The sequence below is a fragment of the Hymenobacter miniatus genome (assembly GCF_016427455.1).
GTDB lineage: Bacteria > Bacteroidota > Bacteroidia > Cytophagales > Hymenobacteraceae > Hymenobacter > Hymenobacter armeniacus.
In genome coordinates this window covers 693,444-710,807 of the sequence record NZ_JAELXR010000001.1, presented here as the reverse complement: position 1 = coordinate 710,807, position 17,364 = coordinate 693,444, and the positions used below count along the sequence as shown (strand labels likewise).

Genomic DNA, 17,364 nt, shown 5'->3' with positions numbered 1-17,364 from the left:
AACCATTCGTTTTCAGCCATTAAACGGCCTGAGCAAACTGCCGTTTGCAAACGCCTTGTTCGTCTGGCGTTTGCATTTTACCGGGGGCGCAGCCGCGCTTTCGGCGTTACGAAATTGTTTTCCACAATTCACGAAAAACACCATTTTTCACGTAAAAAAACAATCCTCGTGCTTATCTTCGTTAAGAACCGCGCTTCCGCACGCCTCTCATCTGAGCTTACGAACTATGTCAACAGTTGCCCTTCAAGAATCCCCGGTCCTCACGGCCGATTTGAAACATACGCTCAAAGAAGTATTCGGCTACGGCCAGTTTCGAGGGACACAGGAAGCTGTTATTCAGAACATACTGGCGGGCCGCAACACCTTCGTCATCATGCCCACCGGCGCGGGCAAGAGCCTGTGCTACCAGCTCCCGGCCTTGGTGCTGCCGGGCACGGCCATCGTCATTTCACCGCTCATCGCCCTGATGAAAAACCAGGTCGACCAACTCGGTGCTTTTGGCGTGAATGCCCAGGTGTACAATTCGACGCTGACCAAGACGGAGATGAACCGCGTCAAGAAAGACGTGATGAACGGCGACGTGCGCCTGCTCTACGTGGCCCCGGAAAGCCTCACCAAAGACGACACCATTGAGTTTCTGCTGAAAAGCACCATCAGCTTTGTGGCCATCGACGAGGCCCACTGCATCTCGGAATGGGGCCACGACTTCCGCCCCGAGTACCGCAAGATTCGCGGCATCATCGACAACCTGGGCGGCAACGTGCCCATCATCGCCCTCACGGCCACGGCCACGCCCAAAGTGCAGCTGGATATCCAGAAGAACCTGCAGATGGACGACGCGTCGGTGTTCAAAACCAGCTTCAACCGCACCAACCTCTACTACGAGGTGCGCGCCAAGCACAACACCAAAAAGCAGCTGATTCAGTACGTGAAGCAGCACAAGGGCAAGGCCGGCATCATTTATTGCCTGAGCCGCAAGAAAGTGGAAGAAATAGCCGAGTTGCTGCGCGTGAACGACGTGCGCGCCCGCCCCTACCACGCCGGCCTCGACCAGCAGACCCGCATCGACAACCAGGACGCTTTCCTGAACGAGGAATGCGACGTCATCGTGGCCACCATTGCCTTCGGCATGGGCATCGACAAGCCCGACGTGCGCTTCGTGGTGCACTACGACGCGCCCAAGTCCATTGAGGGCTACTACCAGGAAACCGGCCGCGGCGGCCGCGACGGCCTGGAAGGTAACTGCCTGATGTTCTACAGCTACGACGACATTCTGAAGCTGGAGAAATTCAGCAAAGACAAGCCGGTGACCGAGCGCGACAACGCCCACCAGCTGCTGCAGGAAATGACGAACTACGCCGAGTCGTCGGTGTGCCGGCGGCGGCAGCTGCTCCACTACTTCGGCGAGGTGCTGGAGAAAGACTGCGGCTTCTGCGACAACTGCAAGCACCCCAAGGAGCGGTTTGAGGGCGAAGCGGCCGTGGGCCTGGCCCTGCGCGCCGTGGTGCAGACCGAAGCCCGCTTCAACCTGACGCACATCGGCCAGGTGCTGCTGGGGCTCAGCAACCCGCACATCGAGAGCTACGCCCACAATGCGCTGCCGGTGTACGGCCAGGGCAAGGAGCTGGGCGACGCGCAGTTCTGGCACTCGGTGCTGCGCCAGTGCCTGCTGAACGGCTTCCTGGAAAAAGACATCGACAGCCTGGGCCTGGTGCGCATCACGGACAAGGGCATGGATTTCATTGAGAATCCGTACTCCATTACCCTCACCCGCGACCACAATTTCGACGCCGAGCAGAAGGCCGACGAGGAAAAGGAGGAAGTGCAGCAAGCCGCCGGGCACGACGAAGCCTTGTTTACGCAACTCAAGGAGCTGCGCAAGCAGGTGGCCAAGCAGAAGAACCTGCCGCCCTACGTCCTCTTCCAGGACCCGAGCCTGAAGGAGATGGCCACCACCTACCCCACCACGCTGCACGACCTCACGCACGTGTCGGGCGTGGGCCAGGGCAAAGCGCAGAAGTTTGGCGCGCCGTTCGTGGCGGCCATCAAGAAGTACGTGGAAGACAACGACATCGAAACCGCGGAAGACGTGGTGGTGAAGTCGGCCGTGAACCGCTCGAAAATCAAAATCTACATCATTCAGCAAATCGACAAGAAGATGATGCTGGAAGACGTGGCCTCGTCGAAAGGCATTTCGATGGCCGAGCTGATGGAGGAAATCGAGCACATCTGCTACTCCGGCACCCGCCTGAACCTGGGCTACTACCTCGACGAAATGGTGGAAGAAGAGCGTCAGGAGGAGATTTACGACTACTTCATGTCGGCCACGACCGACAACATTGCCGTGGCCATGAAGGAACTGGGCGACGAGTTCAGCGAAGAAGAGCTGCGGCTGGTACGCATCAAGTTCATCAGCGAAGTGGCCAACTAATTCGGAGCTGGCATCCACGAAAGCCGCCCCAACGAAGCAACCTTACACAAGAGGTTGTTTCGTTGGGGCGGCTTTTTGGTGCACGTCTGTCATCCTGAGCGCAGCGAAGGACCTTATCACCGAAGAACGATTTACTGCGGTTCAGCCGGTGCGAGCGTGATAAGGTCCTTCGCTGCGCTCAGGATGACAGGCGCCCATAAACAACCTGCTGAAATCAACCGCCTGTTAACTTGCCAGACATTTCAACTTTTCTGCTTTAAAGTATGACGACTTCTTTTTCTTGCCGGGCGGTTTTGCGCGGCACGCTGGCGCTGCTCTCCATGAGCGCACTCGAGGCCCACGCCAGCGGCCCGCCCGCTGCCCCCGAAGCCCCCGCCAACCCGCTGATGCCGGCTTTCAACCAGCCCATTGCCTTCAGCAAGGCCACCAAGGCCGATGTGCAGCAGGCCACCACCCTGGCCATTGCCAACACCAAAACGGCCCTGACGGCCATCTACAACGTGCCGGCCGGCAAACGCACCTTCGCCAACACCATGCTGCCGCTGGATGCCATGAGCGACAACTTTGGCAGCGTGGCCGGCCCCATCAGCATCCTGTTCAACGCCAGCCCCGATTCGGCGGTGCGCAACCAGGCCGAGCGTAGCCTGGCCCTCATCAGCAAGTATGGCAACGAGCTGGAGCTGGACGAAAAGCTCTACCGGGCCGTGAAGGATTACTCGAAAACCCCGGAAGCCCTGGCCCTGACCGGCCCGCGCAGGAAGTTCCTGACCGAAACCGTGGACGAGTACGAGCGCAACGGCTTCGCCCTGACGCCCGAGAAGCGCCAGGAACTGCAAAAGCTCAACGACAAAATTGCCGACCTGAGCTTGGCCTTCGGGGCCAACATTGCCAAAGACCGGAGCTTTTTGCTGGTGAGCGAGGCCGACATGAAAGGCTTGCCCAACGATTACGTCAAGAGCCGTCCGCGCGAGGGCGCGGCCTACCGCATCAACGTGGACGGGCCCTCCTACGGCACGTTCATGAAATACGCGGAGTCGGAGCCCATGCGCAAGCAGCTCTACACGCTCTACAACAACCGCGCGGCCGAAGCCAACCTGCCCGTGCTGAAGCAGCTGCTCATTGAGCGCCAGAAAAAAGCCCAGCTGCTGGGTTACAAAACCTACGCGGCCTACCAAACCAGCAGCCGCATGGTGAAAAACCCCGAAACCGTGTGGGCTTTCGAAACCAAGCTGGTGGACCGGGTGAAGGTGAAAAGCCAGCAGGACCTCGACGAGCTGCTGGCCGTGAAGCGCGCCTACCTGAAGGACGTGAACGTGAAGACGATAGCGCCCTGGGAAACGTCTTTCTACAGCAACTTACTGATGCAGAACAAGTACCAGGTCGACGCGGAGAAAGTGAAGGAATACTTCGAGGTGAACCACGTGGTGGATGGCCTTTTCAACACCACGCAGCAGTTGTTCGCCTTGAAGTTCAACGAGGTAAAGAACCCTTCGGTGTGGCACAAAGACGCGCGCATGTTTGAGGTGCAGCGCGACGGCAAGCTCATCGGGCGGTTCTACATCGACCTGTACCCGCGCGACAACAAGTACACCCACGCGGCCTGCTTTGGCGTGCAGTCGGGCCGCGCCACGGCCAAAGGCTACCAGCTGCCCACGGCCGTGCTGCTCTGCAACTTCAACGCGCCCACGCCCGGCAAGCCGGCCCTGATGAGCCACGGCCAGGTGGTGACCTTCTTCCACGAGTTTGGCCACGTGATGCACAACCTGCTGACCACGGCCGAGTTGTCGGCGCAGTCGGGCACCAGCGTGAAGCGCGACTTCGTGGAAGCCCCTTCCCAAATCCTGGAAAACTGGGCCTGGAACTACGACGCCCTCAAGACCTTCGCCAAGCACTACCAAACCGGCGAAGTGCTGCCCAAGCCGCTGTACGACAAGATGTGGACGGCCCGCAACGTGGGCTCGGGCCTGGCCGCCTCGAACCAGATTTTGTACGGCACCCTGGACATGACCCTGCACGACCGGTTCGACCCGAACGGCACCGAGACGACCACCGACGTGCTGAAAAAGCTGCAAAACCAGATTACGCCCTTCGCCTACCTCGACGGCACCAACATGCAGGCGTCTTTCGGCCACCTCACCGGCTACGGCGCGGGCTACTACGGCTACATGTGGTCGAAGGTATATGCCGAGGACATGTTCTCGGTGTTTGAGAAAAACGGCATCATGGACAGCAAAACCGGCCTGCGCTACCGCGACTACATCCTGGCCAAAGGCGGCACCGACGAGGAATACACCCTGGTGAAAAACTTCCTGGGCCGCGAGCCCAACCAAGACGCTTTCTTCAAGTCGCTGGGGCTGTAAAGCCCGACGAAGGCATGCTTCCAAACAAAAAAGGCCGCTTCCCCAAGCGGCCTTTTTTGTTTCCGGCTGCGAAGCCTGCCGAACTCTGGCCCCATCGCCGCGTATTGCCTAAATGCCTAGCGTGCTGCCTGGCAAATACTTAGCGAACTATATATGTGGGTTGTATTTGCGTTGCTGGCGGCGTTGGTGTCGGCTACTGTGGTCACCTTGTCGAAAGCAGGCATCAAAAACGTACCGCCCAGCCTGGCGTTTGCCATTCAGGCCGTGCTGATAATCATTGTGTCGTGGGGCACGGTGCTGTGGGAAAACCTGCTGCCCGACCTGGGCAAGATTGAGCGCAAAAGCTGGATGTTCCTCATTGCAGCTGGCATTCTCACGGCCGCGTCCTCGCTGCTTTCCTTCCGGGCCCTGTCCATCGGCGATGCCTCGCGCGTCTCGCCGCTCACCAACGTGGCCTTGGTGTTTTCGGTAACATTGGCCGCCATTTTCCTGAAGGAAAAACTCACGTGGCAGGTGATGCTCGGCGCCGGGCTCATGGCCAGCGGGGCGCTGCTCATCGCCTTCGCCAAGCCGGCCGAAAAACCCGAAGACAATAGCAAAAAAAATGGTCGCCCCGAAACCGGGACGACCATCTACGAATCCAAGCCAGCGGCTTAGATTGCAAACTAGCAGTACTCTTCGAAAGCGCCTTGCAGGTTGTTGACGATGCGCATGGCGTCGGAGCCTTCGATGTGGTAGCGCTCAATCATGTGCACCAACTCGCCGTCTTTGAACAGGGCGATGCAGGGCGACGAAGGAGGGTACGGCAGCAGGTGCTCGCGCATCTTGGCCACGGCGTCGGTTTCCATGCCGGCAAACACGGTCACGAGTTTGCCGGGCTTCTTGTCGGCGCTGGCCAGGGCCATTTTCAGGGCCGGGCGGGCCTTGGCGGCGGCGCAACCGCACACCGAGTTCACGGCCACCAGCACGGTGCCTTCTTTGTCGGCCAGGGCCGACTCCACTGCTTCGGGGGTCATCAACTGCTCAAAACCAACCTCGGTGAGGTCCTGGCGGATGGGCGCCACCATGTATTCGGGATAAACTGCCATTGTCTGGATAATTAAAAAGCGGCGGGGCCGCGTGAGGATGCAAAAATACGCATGCTTAAAGCATTAGGGGCGGCGGAAAGTTTCGGGCTGTAGCACTCTATGAAAAAACGTCATGCAGAGCGCCAGCGAAGCATCTCGCGTGCAGGAGTAAACCAGTTGATTGGATTACTCCTGCACGCGAGATGCTTCGCTGGCGCTCTGCATGACGGGCTTGGTTACGCTTTAGAGGCTCACACCAAGCCCTACGGTATTATCGTCTCGATGCCGCCATCGGCGCGGCGCTTCAGCTCGGTGACTTTGATGTTGCGCAGCCAGGTTTTGCCCGAAAGCTGGGTATCGTGGTAGAAAATGTACCACTTGTCCTTAATGGGCACGATGGAGTGGTGGGTGGTCCAGCCCTGCACGGGCTCCATGATGACGCCCTGGTAGGTGAAGGGGCCGGTGGGCGTAGAGCTGGTGGCGTACACCAGCAGGTGGGTATCGCCGGTGGAGTAGGAGAAGTAGTATTTGCCTTGGTACTTATGCATCCAGCCGCCCTCAAAGAAGCGCCGCTTGGTGTCGCTGGCCAATAGCGGCTTGCCGGCTTCATCCACGATGACCAGTTCTTTCACGGGGCCGTCGAAGTGCTTCATGTCGGCCGAGAGCTTGGCCACGCGGGCGCTGAGGGCGGGCACGTCGGTGCTGGGCTCTTTTTCGGGCGCGTTGGCGTCGTAGGTGCCTTTTTGCCAGCGCTGCAGCTGGCCACCCCAGAGGCCGCCGAAATACATGTAGGCGCTGCCGTCGGTGTCCTGAAACACGGCCGGGTCGATGCTGAAGCTGCCGGCAATGGGCGCGGGGTCGGCCTTGAAGGGGCCGGCCGGGGTTTTGCTGGTGGCCACGCCGATGCGGAAGACGTCCTGCTTGTCTTTCACCGGGAAGTAGAGGTAGTAGGTGCCGGCCTTGAAGGCGGCGTCGGGCGCCCAGAGTTGGCGGCCGGCCCAGGGAATATCCTTGATGTCGAGCCCCACGCCGTGGTCCGTCACCTTGCCACCGATGCTGTCCATCGACAGGATGTGGTAGTCGCGCATGGCGAAATGGTCGCCTTTGTCGTTTTCCGGAATTCCGGCCTCGATGTCGTGCGAGGGGTAGATATAAATCTTACCGTCGAAGAGGTGGGCCGACGGGTCGGCGGTGTAGATGTTGCTGATGAGGGGCTGCGACAGCGGCTGCTTGGTGGCCGGGGCGGCCGTGGTGTCGGCCTTGGGCGCGTCGGAGGCGGTGGTGGTTTCCTGGGTGGAGCTGTTGCTTTGGCAGGCGCCGAGCAGGGCCAGCGAAGCAGCCAGCACGGGCGCCAGGCGCGGCGATTTGGAGGAAGTGCGCATGAGGGAATTTTGGAGTGTAAGCAGGTTTTCGAAGGCTGTCAAAAACGAATTGGTCGCCGTGGCCAGGCCGGCGTTACCAGCGACTGACGCGTAAATATAGAAGCGCAACCCGCGCCCGCAACCAGCTGATTGATAACGCTTTTTAGCCCAAAACTACCGCAACCGTTTGTGATAGGCGGGCAAAACCTAACGGGTCTTGGCGCGTTTAGCAGAAGCCGGCGCATAACTATTTTGACGCCCAACGCTTTTACCAAACGGCCGCCCTGAGCAGGCATTTCCCCTCTCCTTTTTCTCGCTTTTTATGGACACCGCACAAGCCACCACGTTTCGAAGAATCTTTCAGGTGATTGACGGCAACCGGAAGGCCGTCGGCGACGGCTTTCAAGTGACCAGTCCCATGCCGGGGCCGCGCATCCGCCAGCTCAGCCCCTTCCTGCTCATCGACCACATCGGGCCCATGGCCATTGCGCCCAGCGAGACGCCGCTCGGCTCGCCGCCCCACCCCCACCGCGGCTTCGAAACCGTGACCGTGATGTACCAGGGCGTGCTGGCCCACCGCGACACGGCCGGCCATCAGGGCAACATTGGCCCCGGCGACGTGCAGTGGATGACGGCCGGCGCCGGCCTCATGCACGAGGAGCTGTACGAGAAGGAATTCACCCGCCGCGGCGGTACGCTGGAAGTGGTGCAGCTCTGGGTGAACATGCCCAAGAAGGACAAGATGGCGCCCGCCAACTACCAGGACATCCCGTCCTCGGCCATCAAAACCCTGCCCACGCCCGACGGGCAGGGCACCATCCGCGTCATCGCGGGCAGCTACGAGGGCGTGACCGGCCCTGCCAGCACCTTCTCGCCCCTGACCATGCTCGACGTGCACCTGCCCAAAGGCAGCGAGTTCACGCTCAAGCTGCCGCAGGACTACAACGTGGGCCTCTACATTGTGAAGGGCGACGTGCTGCTGCACGGCAACCGCCCGGCGGCCACCAAGCAGCTGGTGGTGCTGGGTTGGGACTCCGAGGAAGCCCACCTCACCGCCACCGAAGACAGCATCGTACTGGTGCTGGCCGGCGAGCCCATTGAAGAGCCGCTGGCGACCTACGGGCCATTCGTGATGAACACCAACAAAGAGCTGGTGCAGGCCATTGCCGACTATGAGAGCGGCGCGATGGGCAAGTTTGAGGACGACGAGTAGAGCCAAATTACATAAAATAAGGCCGTCATGCTGAGCGAAGTCGAAGCATCTCTACTGCAGTACTAAATCAAATTAGTTGCGCGGGAGAGATGCTTCGACTTCGCTCAGATGACGGCCTTTCTGATTTTGTTCTGCTACTTGTCTTTACCGGCTGCCGTAGCGCTGGCCGAAGAAGTCGCCTTTGTTCCAAGTGGGGCGTGCGGGGTTGTTGGCCACCTGGTAGCCGATGAGGAAGCAGAGCTGCACGTACTTTTTGCCGGCTTCAAAGTCGAACTGGCCGTTGATGTCGTCCTGCGGCTTGTGGTAGGTCACGGCGCGCCACTTCTGCACTTCCTCGCTGAGGTTGTTTTTGCCGTCAGCGGTTTTGTTGCCGTATTTGATGTGCAGGGCCGGGATGCCGGCCGTTACGAAGCTGTACTGGTCGCTGCGGATGAAGCGGTTTTGCTCGGGCTCGGGGTCCTGCTCCAGGGTTACTTTCATGTAGGCCGCAGCTTTTTTCACCGGCTCGATGAGCGTGGAATGCGGGGCGCCCAGCGCCACCACGCTCAGCAGCGGGGCAATGAGGGTGGGCATGTCCATGTTCACGTCGGCCACGATGTTGGCCTTGGGCACGGTGGGGTTGGCGGCGAAAGCCGCTGAGCCCAGCAGGCCCAGCTCCTCGCCGGTCATGAACACGAAGAGCATCGTGCGCTTCGGCTTCTCCTTCAGCTTGGAGTAGATTTTGGCGATTTCGAGCACGCAGGACACGCCCGAGGCATTGTCGTGGGCGCCGTTGTTGATGGAGTCGCCTTTCACGGGTGCCGTGATGCCCAGGTGGTCGAGGTGCGCCGAATGCACCACGTATTCGTCCTTCAGCTTGGCATCGGAACCGGTGAACTTGCCCACCACGTTGTAGCTCTCAATGTCCTGATAAGTCGACTGCGCGCTGGCCGTCACGGTGGTTTTCAAAGCAGCCGACGCCGGCTTGCCGCTCTTGATGGACGCAAACACCTGCGCGGTATCCAGGGCGGCCGTTTGCAGGAAGCGCTGCAGCGTGGCGGCGCTCACGGCGCCATAGAACTGCTGCTGGCTGCCCGCCGCAAAGGTGCGCGACACGGCCACTTTGCCATTGGGTCCCAGCACGCTGTAGGTTCCGGTTTTGATGCTGGCCAACGGTGTGGCGTGGGTCGAAGCCAGCATCAGGCCCACGGCGCCGTGCTGCACGGCCGCTTTCAGCAGCCCCGCCAAATCCTGGCTGGCCGAGGCCACGGTGGAGGCAAACGTGCGCGGCGCGCCGCGCACAATCACCACAATCTTGCCCTTCACGTCGAGGCCTTTGTAGTCGTCGTAGCCCAGCTCGGGCGCGCTGATGCCGTAGCCGGCAAAGGCCAGCGGCGCGTTCGTGACGCTGGTGGCCAGCAGCTCGGGGCTGGGGTACACCACGTAGTCCTGGCCCGCCGTGAGCGGCATGGCGGTGCCATTGGCGTCGCGAGCCGCAAACGTGGCGTCGCCCTTCAGGAACGCCCGGCGCAGGCGCACTTTCTGGATGTAGGTACCGCCCTCGCCGGCGGGCTGCGCGCCCAGGTCCTTGAGTTGCTTGGTCACGTAGTCGACGGCCATTTGGTAGCCGGGGGTGCCGGCTTTGCGGCCCTGCAGCTTGTCGTCGGCTAGGTAGGCAATGTGGGCTTTGATGTCGGCCGGCTGCACCTGGTCGAGGGCTTGCTTGACGGGGGTAGGCACCGTGAGGGGCGCCTGGGCCTGGACGCTGGTGCTGAACAGTAAAGCCGCGGCGGCGCTTACTAAGAGAAAGTTTTTCATGGATAAATGGTATAGAGACGCAATATCTTGCGTCTCGTCGTTGAACGACTTGTGCCTGCGCGGTGCGAACGAAACCCGACAATCCTTGAGACGGCGCGGACGACGAAACGCAAAATATTGCGTCTCTACCTCGTTCAGGATTGAGACGCAAATATGCGTCTCTACAGCGCCAGAATCTGCTTCAGCTCCGCATCGGTCACCGTGAGCAGGCCCACTTTGGGCAGGCGCTGGGTGAGGGTGCGCCAATTGGGCTCCTGCTTGAAAATGGGGCGCAGCAAGGTCAGCGCGGCGGGCACCTGCTGCTTGTTGGCCAGCGTGATGGCGTGCCAGTACTTCATTTCCAGGTTTTGCGGGAACATCTTTTCGGCCGCCTGATACTCGTTGATGGCCGTGGGCATGTCGTTTTTCTCCACGGCCAGGTCGCCGGCGTTCATGTGGTCGTAGGCGCGCTGCAGGCGGAGTAGGCGGCGCAGCTCCACGAGCGGGGCGGCGTGGTCTTCCACGCGCAGGTCCACGAGGCGGTCGGCCCAGGGGCCTTCGGTGGCGGTGCCGCGCACCACCAGCAGCGCCGCCGACTGCCGGCCGCGGATGTCGCCGCCCGCGGCCTGGGCGGCATCCAGCGCGGCCAGCACCCGCTCGGCCAGGGGCAGCCGGGCGTTTTGCTCGTAGGCCTTGGCCATGGCGGGCCACACGGTGGCGTTGAGCATCATGTTGGCCTGCACCGAAAACTGGTTGCCCTGCTGATGGCCGGCCATGTCGACGCACTTCTTGCCGGTGTGGGTGGCCACGCGGCCCTGGTTGTCGAGGATGGCAACCTGGCGCACGTCGCGGCCTTCGTCGTTCGATAGCAGTTCATCCAACGCCTGCTGGGCCGATTTTCCGCTTTTCAGCAACGCTAGCCCGCGCAGGCCGAAGGACTTGTTGGTGAACGACTGGGTGGCCACCACGCCCACGCCGGCCTCGCCCCAGCTCACGGAAGTGCCCACCGAAAACCAGTGGCTTTGCACGGCCACGGCCATTTCGCCGGTGGCCGGGTCGCGCGCCACAATGCTGAAGGTGTGCGCAAAGGGGTCGGCGGTGGAATACATCTGGGCCGCGGCGGACCGATGAAAGAGGAGCAGCAGCGTCAGGCAGAAGAGTAGAAAATTGCGCATGGGAAGAGGTTGAGAAAGACGATGGACACGGGCCGGCCCGTAGAGACGCATCTTTGCGTCTCGTCGTTGAACGACTCGACTTTGCGGCTCGGCCGACGGGGCGCAAAGATGCGTCTCTACGGGCCGGCATTCTTCCCTCAGCTTATGACTCCTTTCGCACGCTCCCGCCGCCTGCTCGCCGCTTCTCTGTTTTGCGTCCTTGGTGCCTCGGCTCAGGCCCAGCAGTTTACCCCGCAGGTGCAGGAGTTCATTAAGGTGAGCGCGCCCACCGTGGCCCTTACCGACGCGAAGGTGATTGACGGCACCGGCCGACCCGCCCAACTCCACCAAACCGTGCTGCTTCAGAATGGCCGCATCGCGCAGGTGGGCCCCGCGAAAAAGGTGAAAGTGCCGGCTGGGGCGCAGGTCATCAATTGCGCGGGCAAGACGCTGATTCCGGGCCTGGTGATGCTGCACGAGCACCTGTACTACACCATGCCGGCGGGCCCGTACTTCAACATCGCCCAGATGCCGTACTCCTTCCCGCGGCTGTACCTGGCCGGGGGCGCCACCACCATCCGCACGGCCGGCAGCATCGAGCCGCAAACCGACCTGGCCATCAAGCGGCTGATATCGGAGGGCAAGCTCATTGGGCCCGACATGGACGTGACCGCGCCCTACATGGAGGAGCCGGCCATGGACATTCCGGCCCTGAACACCATCAAAGGCCCCGAGGACGCGGCGGCCACCACCAGGTTTTGGGCCGACAAGGGTTGCACGTCGTTCAAAATGTACATGCACGCCACCCGCGCCGACCTGGCCGCCGTGGTGCGCGAGGCCCACGCCCGCCAGCTCAAAGTCACGGGCCACCTCTGCGCCCTCAGCTACCGCGAGGCCGCCGAAATCGGCATCGACAACCTGGAGCACGGCTTCATGGCCAGCTCCGACTTTGTGCCCAACAAAGCCGCCGATGCCTGCGACTACCCCGCCGCCCGCCAGAGCCTGCTGCGCCTGCCACAGAACAGCCCGGACATGGCCAGCCTCATCAAGTTTCTGGTCAGCAAGCACGTAGCCCTCACTTCCACGCTCACCGTGTTTGAGCCCTACACCGGCCGCGAAGTGGTGCTGGGCGGCGGGCTGGAGTCGCTGATTCCGCAGCTGCAGGAGCGCGAGCGGGCCACCTGGCAGCAAAACCAGCAAAAGGACACCGCCAGCGTGCGGCTCTTTAAGAAGAACATGGCCTGGGAAAAGCAGTTTCACGACGCCGGCGGCCTGCTGGTGGCCGGCACCGACCCCACCGGCGCGGGGCGCACCATTGCCGGGTATTCCAACCGCCGCCAGCTGGAACTGCTGGTCGAAGAAGGGTTTACGCCGGTGCAGGCCGTCAAAATCGGCACGCTGAACGGAGCCATCTACCTGGGCCGCGACAAGGAAATCGGCACCATCGAGGCCGGCAAACAGGCCGACCTGGTGCTCATCAACGGCGACCCAGAAAAGGACATTCAGCAGGTGCGGCAGATGGAAATCGTGTTCAAAAACGGCGTAGGGTTCGATTCCGTCAAGCTGTTTGAGTCGATGAAAGGCAAGGTGGGGCTGAACTAGCGGCAGGCCCGGATGCCGCTAGCCAATAATTGGACGCATCTTTGAGGTTCGGCTTTGCCAATTCCTCAGTTTTTTATCAATTTATGGAAGCGCTCGAAACGGCGACTTAGCCGACCCAGCGCCGCGCTTACCGCTCTGGCAAAAACCTTCAACGCAGGCCGTTCAATCGATTGCGAAACCGGGCAAAGCCGTTGATTGCGGCAGGGCCCGCGCCGGCCCAGCCGCATATTTTCGACCGGAACCATCCTGATTTCCTTCGCGTTGAATCATCTTGGCCTGGTTTTTTGCTTATCTTGAGGAAAACCAAGCCTTCACCTTCGAAGCCTAAGTCCCCCACCGACGCCTGCCCATGCGGCGGCCTCCCTGCCGGCAGCTTCCTCCCAACGACCCATCCCATGACTTCGCATACTTCCTTTCCCGAGCCGTTCGTGCCGCAGTTCCAAATCCAGAACCCCGGCCAACGCCAAACCCACGAGCTCAAAACCTGGCCCTCGTGCTTCGCCGCCGCCAAGGCCGGCAACAAACCGTTTGATGTGCGCGAAAACGACCGAAACTTTCAGGTCGGCGACATGCTCATCCTGCGCGAATTCGACCCCGACAGCGGGCAATTCACCGGCCGCACCGTCACGCGCTGGGTGAGCTACGTGCTGGAGGGCGGCGCCTTCGGCGTGCAGCCCAACTGGTGCGTGCTGGGCTTCAGCGAGCAGGCGCCCATTCCGGCCGGCATCACCGACATCCGGCTCTGGTAGCCGGCGGCCTTGAGGCGCTGGGCAGCAGCCCCAACTTTGGGTGGCCCGCTGGGTTTACCTTGCTGCCGTATGCCCGATTCCTTACCCCCGGTTATCCGCGTTTCCAGTCTTAGCAAGCACTTTGGCGCGCACGCCGTGGTGCGGGAGGTGTCGTTTGAGCTGGCGGCGGGCCACACGCTGGTGCTGCTGGGCCCTAGCGGCTGCGGCAAAACCACGCTGCTCAAAATGCTCAACCGCCTGATTGAGCCCGACGCCGGCACCGTCGAAATCAACGGCCAGGACGTGCGGCACCAACGCCCCGAAGCCTTGCGGCGCGGCATGGGCTACGTCATTCAGCAGGTGGGGCTGCTGCCGCACTACACCGTGGCCGAAAACGTGGCCGTGGTGCCGCGCCTGCTGGGCCAGGCGCCAGCCGCCATTGCCGAGCGCACCACGGCGCTGCTGGCCCGGCTGCACCTGCCGCCCGCGCGCTACGCCGGGCAGTACCCGCACCAGCTTTCGGGCGGGCAGCAGCAGCGCGTGGGCCTGGCCCGCGCCCTGGCCGCCGACCCACCCATTGTGCTGCTCGACGAGCCCTTTGGCGCCCTCGACCCCATCACGCGGGCCAGCATCCGGCGCGAGTTTCGGGAGCTGGAGGAGCTGCGCCGCAAAACCGTGGTACTCGTGACGCACGACGTGACGGAAGCCTTCGAGCTGGCCGACCAGATTATGCTGCTCGATGCCGGCCAGGTGCAGCAGCTGGGCACACCGCGCGAGCTGCTGTTTCGGCCCGCCAATGACTTCGTGCGCCGCTTTTTCGCGGCCGAACGCCTGGCTTTGCAGTTGCGCACCCTGACTTTGGGCGACGTATTTCCCAACCACACGCGCCAGGCCAGCGGCACATTCTTCACCACAAGCACCACGGTAAACGAGGCCCTGGCAGCCCTGACCACCGGCGACCAGGCGGCCGCTTCCTTTACCATGGCCCAGCTCATAGCGGCCTTCGGCGAAGCCGTGCAACGAGAGGAGGACGCATGGAAACGCTAAGCGCCCTGTTCGTTTTCTGGCGCGAGCAGGCTGGTAAGCTGGGCGAGCAAACGCTGCAGCACATTGGCCTCACGGCGGGCTCGCTGCTGCTGGGGGTGTTGCTGGGCGTGCCGCTGGGGCTGTGGCTGTCGCGCCGGCCGCGCTGGGCGCCGGCCGTGCTGGGCCTGGCCGGCGTGCTCCAAACGGTGCCCAGCATTGCCCTGCTCGGCTTTCTGATTCCGCTGCTGGGCATCGGGCCGAAGCCGGCCATCTTCGCGCTGTTTCTGTACTCGCTGCTGCCCATCATTCGCAACACGCTGGCGGGCATTCAGGGCGTGCCGCCGGCCGTGGTCGAAGCCGCCCGCGGCCTGGGCCTGACCGATGCGCAGGTGCTGCGCCAGGTAGAGCTGCCGCTGGCCTTGCCGGTGCTCATGGCCGGCATCCGCACGGCCACGGTGATAAACGTGGGCGTGGCCACGCTGGCCGCCTACGTGGCGGCCGGCGGGTTGGGCGAATTCATTTTTGGGGGCATCGCGCTTAATAATCCGGTCATGATTCTGGCCGGGGCACTGCCGGCGGCCGGGCTGGCGCTGGTTTTCGATGCGCTGCTGGGCGGCGTGCAGCGGCTGAGCACCCGCCGCCTGAGCCAGGTGGGCACGGGGCTGCTGGTGGCGCTGCCGCTGCTGGGCGCGCTCTACCTGCTGCCACGCGCCACCGGCAAGCTGCTGGCCGGGTTCAGCCCCGAGTTTGTGGGCCGGGCCGATGGCCTGCCCAGCCTCACCAAAACCTACGGCCTGCGGCGCCTGCCCAGCGTGGTGCTGGCCCCCGCGCTGGTGTACGAAGCCGCCCGCCACGCCGAGGTCGACGTCATCGACGGCTATTCCACCGACGGCCGCATCCGGGCCTACGACCTGCGGGTGCTGCGCGACGACCGCCGCGTGTTTCCGCCCTACTACGCCGTGCCGGTGGTGCGCCCGGCCCTGCTGCAGCAGCACCCCGAGCTGGCGCCCGTGCTGGCGCGCCTCAATGGCCTGATATCCGACTCGGCCATGACCAACCTGAACTACCGGGCCGACTACCTGCACCAGGACCCCAAGGCCATTGCCGAGGCTTTCCTGCGGCGCCGGGGCTTGTGGCGGGCGCCGCGGGCCGCCGCGCCGGGCGCCCCGGTGGTGCGCCTGGGCTCCAAGATTTTTGCCGAGCAATACATCCTGATTGAGATGTACGCGGCCCTGATTCGCGGCTACACCGACCTGGCCGTGCAAACCAAAACCGGCCTGGGCGGCACCACCATCTGCTTCGAGGCGCTGCGCACCGGCGCCATCGACCTCTACCCCGAATACACCGGCACCGGCCTGCTGGTGCTGCTGCAGCCCACGCCGGCCGTGGTCGACTCCCTGGGCGGCCAGCCGGCGGCGGTGCTGGGCTACGTCCGCCGGGAATTCCGCCGACGCTACCAGCTGGAGTGGCTGGCGCCGCTGGGCTTCAACAACACCTATGCCCTGCTGATGCGGCAGCGGCAGGCCCGGCAGCTGGGCATTGCCAGCGTGTCGGATTTGGGTCATTTTCTGCGGCAATAGACCCTTCACCGAAAATGGGTCGCCGTATTTTTGTGCCATGAAACTTGCCACCGCGACCCTTTCCGACGTACCCCGCCTCGCCCGCCTTGTGAACCGTGCCTACCGCGGCGACTCATCGCGCCAGGGCTGGACCACGGAGGCGCATCTGCTCGATGGCCAGCGCATTGACGAGGAAGGCCTGCGCGAAATGCTGGCCGTGCCCGGTGCCGCCATTCTGATGTGCCTGGACGAAACCGAGGAGCTACTGGGCAGCTTCTACGCCCACGCCACGGGCGAGAAAGTGTACCTGGGCATGCTGGCCGTGGAGCCGCAGGGCCAAACCAAGGGCGTGGGCAAGTTCCTCATTCGGGCCGCCGAAGACTACGGCCGCCAGCACGGCGGCACCGTGAGCAAGATGACCGTCATCTCCGTCCGTGCGGAGCTCATTGCCTACTACGAGCGCCAGGGCTACCGCCAAACCGGTGCCACCGAAGCCTTCCCGACCGACCCGCGCTTCGGCATTCCCAAACAGCCCCTCACGCTGCTGGTGCTGGAAAAGCCACTGACTTAAGCCTGACTCAACCCAAATCCTTCGCCATGAAAACCCTGGCCGACATGGTCCTGCTCGGCGACCCGCGCCTCTACGAGGTGTGCGAGCCCGTGACGGAAGCCGACTTGCCGCGGGTAGCCGGCTGGGTGGCCGACCTGCACCACGTGATGAACGAAGTGCGCGCCAAGTACGGCTTCGGGCGGGGCATTGCGGCGCCGCAGCTCGGCATCATGAAGCGGCTGGTGTACCTCAACCTCGACCGGCCCCTGGTGCTGCTCAACCCCGAGCTGACCGACGCCAGCGACGACCTGTTTGAGCTCTGGGACGACTGCATGAGCTTTCCCAACCTGCTGGTGCGCGTGCGGCGGCACCAGTCCCTCACGGTGCGCTACCGCGACGAGCACTGGCAGCCACAGGTGTGGCCGGTGCAGGGCGCGCTCTCGGAGCTGCTGCAGCACGAGTGCGACCACCTCGACGGCGTGCTGTGCACCATGCGCGCCATCGATGCGCAGTCGTTTCGCTGGCGGCCCTAGCCCG

At 62.8% G+C, this 17,364-nt stretch carries 14 protein-coding genes; 10 read left to right on the top strand and 4 right to left on the bottom strand.

The genetic code is table 11. The features are described from left to right. The first annotated feature begins 226 nt into the window (after positions 1-226). The 3 genes from recQ to JAO73_RS03090 all read left to right on the top strand — a co-directional run bounded on the left by recQ (position 227) and on the right by JAO73_RS03090 (position 5,448). A complete protein-coding gene (recQ, locus tag JAO73_RS03100) occupies positions 227-2,431 on the top strand; it encodes a DNA helicase RecQ (protein WP_198975682.1) in 2,205 nt (734 codons plus the stop codon). 263 nt (positions 2,432-2,694) lie between these two features. Then, positions 2,695-4,791 (top strand): M3 family metallopeptidase, encoded by a 2,097-nt coding sequence (locus JAO73_RS03095; protein WP_198975681.1) that lies wholly within the window; start codon positions 2,695-2,697, stop codon positions 4,789-4,791. Positions 4,792-4,944: 153 nt separating this feature from the next. Beyond that, a complete protein-coding gene (locus tag JAO73_RS03090; protein ID WP_198975680.1) occupies positions 4,945-5,448 on the top strand; it encodes an EamA family transporter in 504 nt (167 codons plus the stop codon). Positions 5,449-5,456: 8 nt separating this feature from the next. On the opposite strand, the gene JAO73_RS03085 is transcribed toward JAO73_RS03090, so the two are convergent. Together JAO73_RS03085 and JAO73_RS03080 are read right to left on the bottom strand one after the other, a co-directional pair. Further along, the gene (locus tag JAO73_RS03085; RefSeq protein ID WP_190927064.1) at positions 5,457-5,879 is read right to left on the bottom strand and encodes a BrxA/BrxB family bacilliredoxin; all 423 of its coding nucleotides are present in this window, start codon (positions 5,877-5,879) and stop codon (positions 5,457-5,459) included. Positions 5,880-6,121: 242 nt separating this feature from the next. Then, on the bottom strand, positions 6,122-7,240 hold the full coding sequence (locus JAO73_RS03080) for a glycoside hydrolase family 43 protein (RefSeq protein ID WP_198975679.1): 1,119 nt from the start codon (positions 7,238-7,240) through the stop codon (positions 6,122-6,124). 301 nt (positions 7,241-7,541) lie between these two features. Here JAO73_RS03080 and JAO73_RS03075 point away from each other — a divergent pair, with 301 nt between their 5' ends. Beyond that, complete coding sequence (locus JAO73_RS03075; RefSeq protein WP_198975678.1) at positions 7,542-8,432, top strand: pirin family protein; 891 nt, start codon at positions 7,542-7,544, stop codon at positions 8,430-8,432. A 144-nt stretch (positions 8,433-8,576) separates the two neighbouring features. Here JAO73_RS03075 and JAO73_RS03070 read toward each other — a convergent pair whose 3' ends face one another. Continuing rightward, positions 8,577-10,229, bottom strand: a complete 1,653-nt coding sequence (locus JAO73_RS03070) for a M28 family peptidase (protein ID WP_198975677.1) — start codon at positions 10,227-10,229, stop codon at positions 8,577-8,579. Positions 10,230-10,390: 161 nt separating this feature from the next. Then, the gene (locus tag JAO73_RS03065) at positions 10,391-11,383 is read right to left on the bottom strand and encodes a DUF1028 domain-containing protein (protein ID WP_198975676.1); all 993 of its coding nucleotides are present in this window, start codon (positions 11,381-11,383) and stop codon (positions 10,391-10,393) included. A gap of 144 nt (positions 11,384-11,527) precedes the next feature. Here JAO73_RS03065 and JAO73_RS03060 point away from each other — a divergent pair, with 144 nt between their 5' ends. The 6 genes from JAO73_RS03060 to JAO73_RS03035 all read left to right on the top strand — a co-directional run bounded on the left by JAO73_RS03060 (position 11,528) and on the right by JAO73_RS03035 (position 17,360). Beyond that, positions 11,528-12,964: an amidohydrolase family protein gene (locus tag JAO73_RS03060; RefSeq protein ID WP_198975675.1), complete on the top strand. Its 1,437-nt coding sequence runs from the start codon at positions 11,528-11,530 to the stop codon at positions 12,962-12,964. Between the two features lie 395 nt (positions 12,965-13,359). After that, positions 13,360-13,713 carry an ASCH/PUA domain-containing protein gene (locus JAO73_RS03055; RefSeq protein WP_198975674.1) on the top strand — a complete coding sequence of 118 codons (354 nt, stop codon included), beginning with the start codon at positions 13,360-13,362 and terminating at the stop codon, positions 13,711-13,713. Positions 13,714-13,782: 69 nt separating this feature from the next. Further along, positions 13,783-14,739: an ABC transporter ATP-binding protein gene (locus JAO73_RS03050; RefSeq protein ID WP_198975673.1), complete on the top strand. Its 957-nt coding sequence runs from the start codon at positions 13,783-13,785 to the stop codon at positions 14,737-14,739. Continuing rightward, positions 14,727-16,298, top strand: coding sequence for an ABC transporter permease/substrate-binding protein (locus JAO73_RS03045; RefSeq protein WP_198975672.1), 1,572 nt, complete (start codon positions 14,727-14,729; stop codon positions 16,296-16,298). The genes JAO73_RS03050 and JAO73_RS03045 overlap by 13 nt, the downstream gene beginning before the upstream one ends. Before the next feature lie 37 nt (positions 16,299-16,335). Next, complete coding sequence (locus JAO73_RS03040) at positions 16,336-16,848, top strand: GNAT family N-acetyltransferase (protein ID WP_198975671.1); 513 nt, start codon at positions 16,336-16,338, stop codon at positions 16,846-16,848. A 26-nt stretch (positions 16,849-16,874) separates the two neighbouring features. After that, positions 16,875-17,360 carry a peptide deformylase gene (locus JAO73_RS03035; RefSeq protein WP_190927044.1) on the top strand — a complete coding sequence of 162 codons (486 nt, stop codon included), beginning with the start codon at positions 16,875-16,877 and terminating at the stop codon, positions 17,358-17,360. The last annotated feature ends 4 nt before the right edge of the window (positions 17,361-17,364 follow it).

Coding starts and splice junctions, on each gene's coding strand:
- recQ (WP_198975682.1), top strand. CDS start 227: ATGTCAACAGTTGCCCTTCAAGAATCCCCGGTCCTCACGGCCGATTTG.
- JAO73_RS03050 (WP_198975673.1), top strand. CDS start 13,783: ATGCCCGATTCCTTACCCCCGGTTATCCGCGTTTCCAGTCTTAGCAAG.
- JAO73_RS03085 (WP_190927064.1), bottom strand. CDS start 5,879: ATGGCAGTTTATCCCGAATACATGGTGGCGCCCATCCGCCAGGACCTC.
- JAO73_RS03035 (WP_190927044.1), top strand. CDS start 16,875: ATGAAAACCCTGGCCGACATGGTCCTGCTCGGCGACCCGCGCCTCTAC.
- JAO73_RS03075 (WP_198975678.1), top strand. CDS start 7,542: ATGGACACCGCACAAGCCACCACGTTTCGAAGAATCTTTCAGGTGATT.
- JAO73_RS03045 (WP_198975672.1), top strand. CDS start 14,727: ATGGAAACGCTAAGCGCCCTGTTCGTTTTCTGGCGCGAGCAGGCTGGT.
- JAO73_RS03070 (WP_198975677.1), bottom strand. CDS start 10,229: ATGAAAAACTTTCTCTTAGTAAGCGCCGCCGCGGCTTTACTGTTCAGC.
- JAO73_RS03060 (WP_198975675.1), top strand. CDS start 11,528: ATGACTCCTTTCGCACGCTCCCGCCGCCTGCTCGCCGCTTCTCTGTTT.
- JAO73_RS03090 (WP_198975680.1), top strand. CDS start 4,945: ATGTGGGTTGTATTTGCGTTGCTGGCGGCGTTGGTGTCGGCTACTGTG.
- JAO73_RS03040 (WP_198975671.1), top strand. CDS start 16,336: ATGAAACTTGCCACCGCGACCCTTTCCGACGTACCCCGCCTCGCCCGC.
- JAO73_RS03055 (WP_198975674.1), top strand. CDS start 13,360: ATGACTTCGCATACTTCCTTTCCCGAGCCGTTCGTGCCGCAGTTCCAA.
- JAO73_RS03080 (WP_198975679.1), bottom strand. CDS start 7,240: ATGCGCACTTCCTCCAAATCGCCGCGCCTGGCGCCCGTGCTGGCTGCT.
- JAO73_RS03095 (WP_198975681.1), top strand. CDS start 2,695: ATGACGACTTCTTTTTCTTGCCGGGCGGTTTTGCGCGGCACGCTGGCG.
- JAO73_RS03065 (WP_198975676.1), bottom strand. CDS start 11,383: ATGCGCAATTTTCTACTCTTCTGCCTGACGCTGCTGCTCCTCTTTCAT.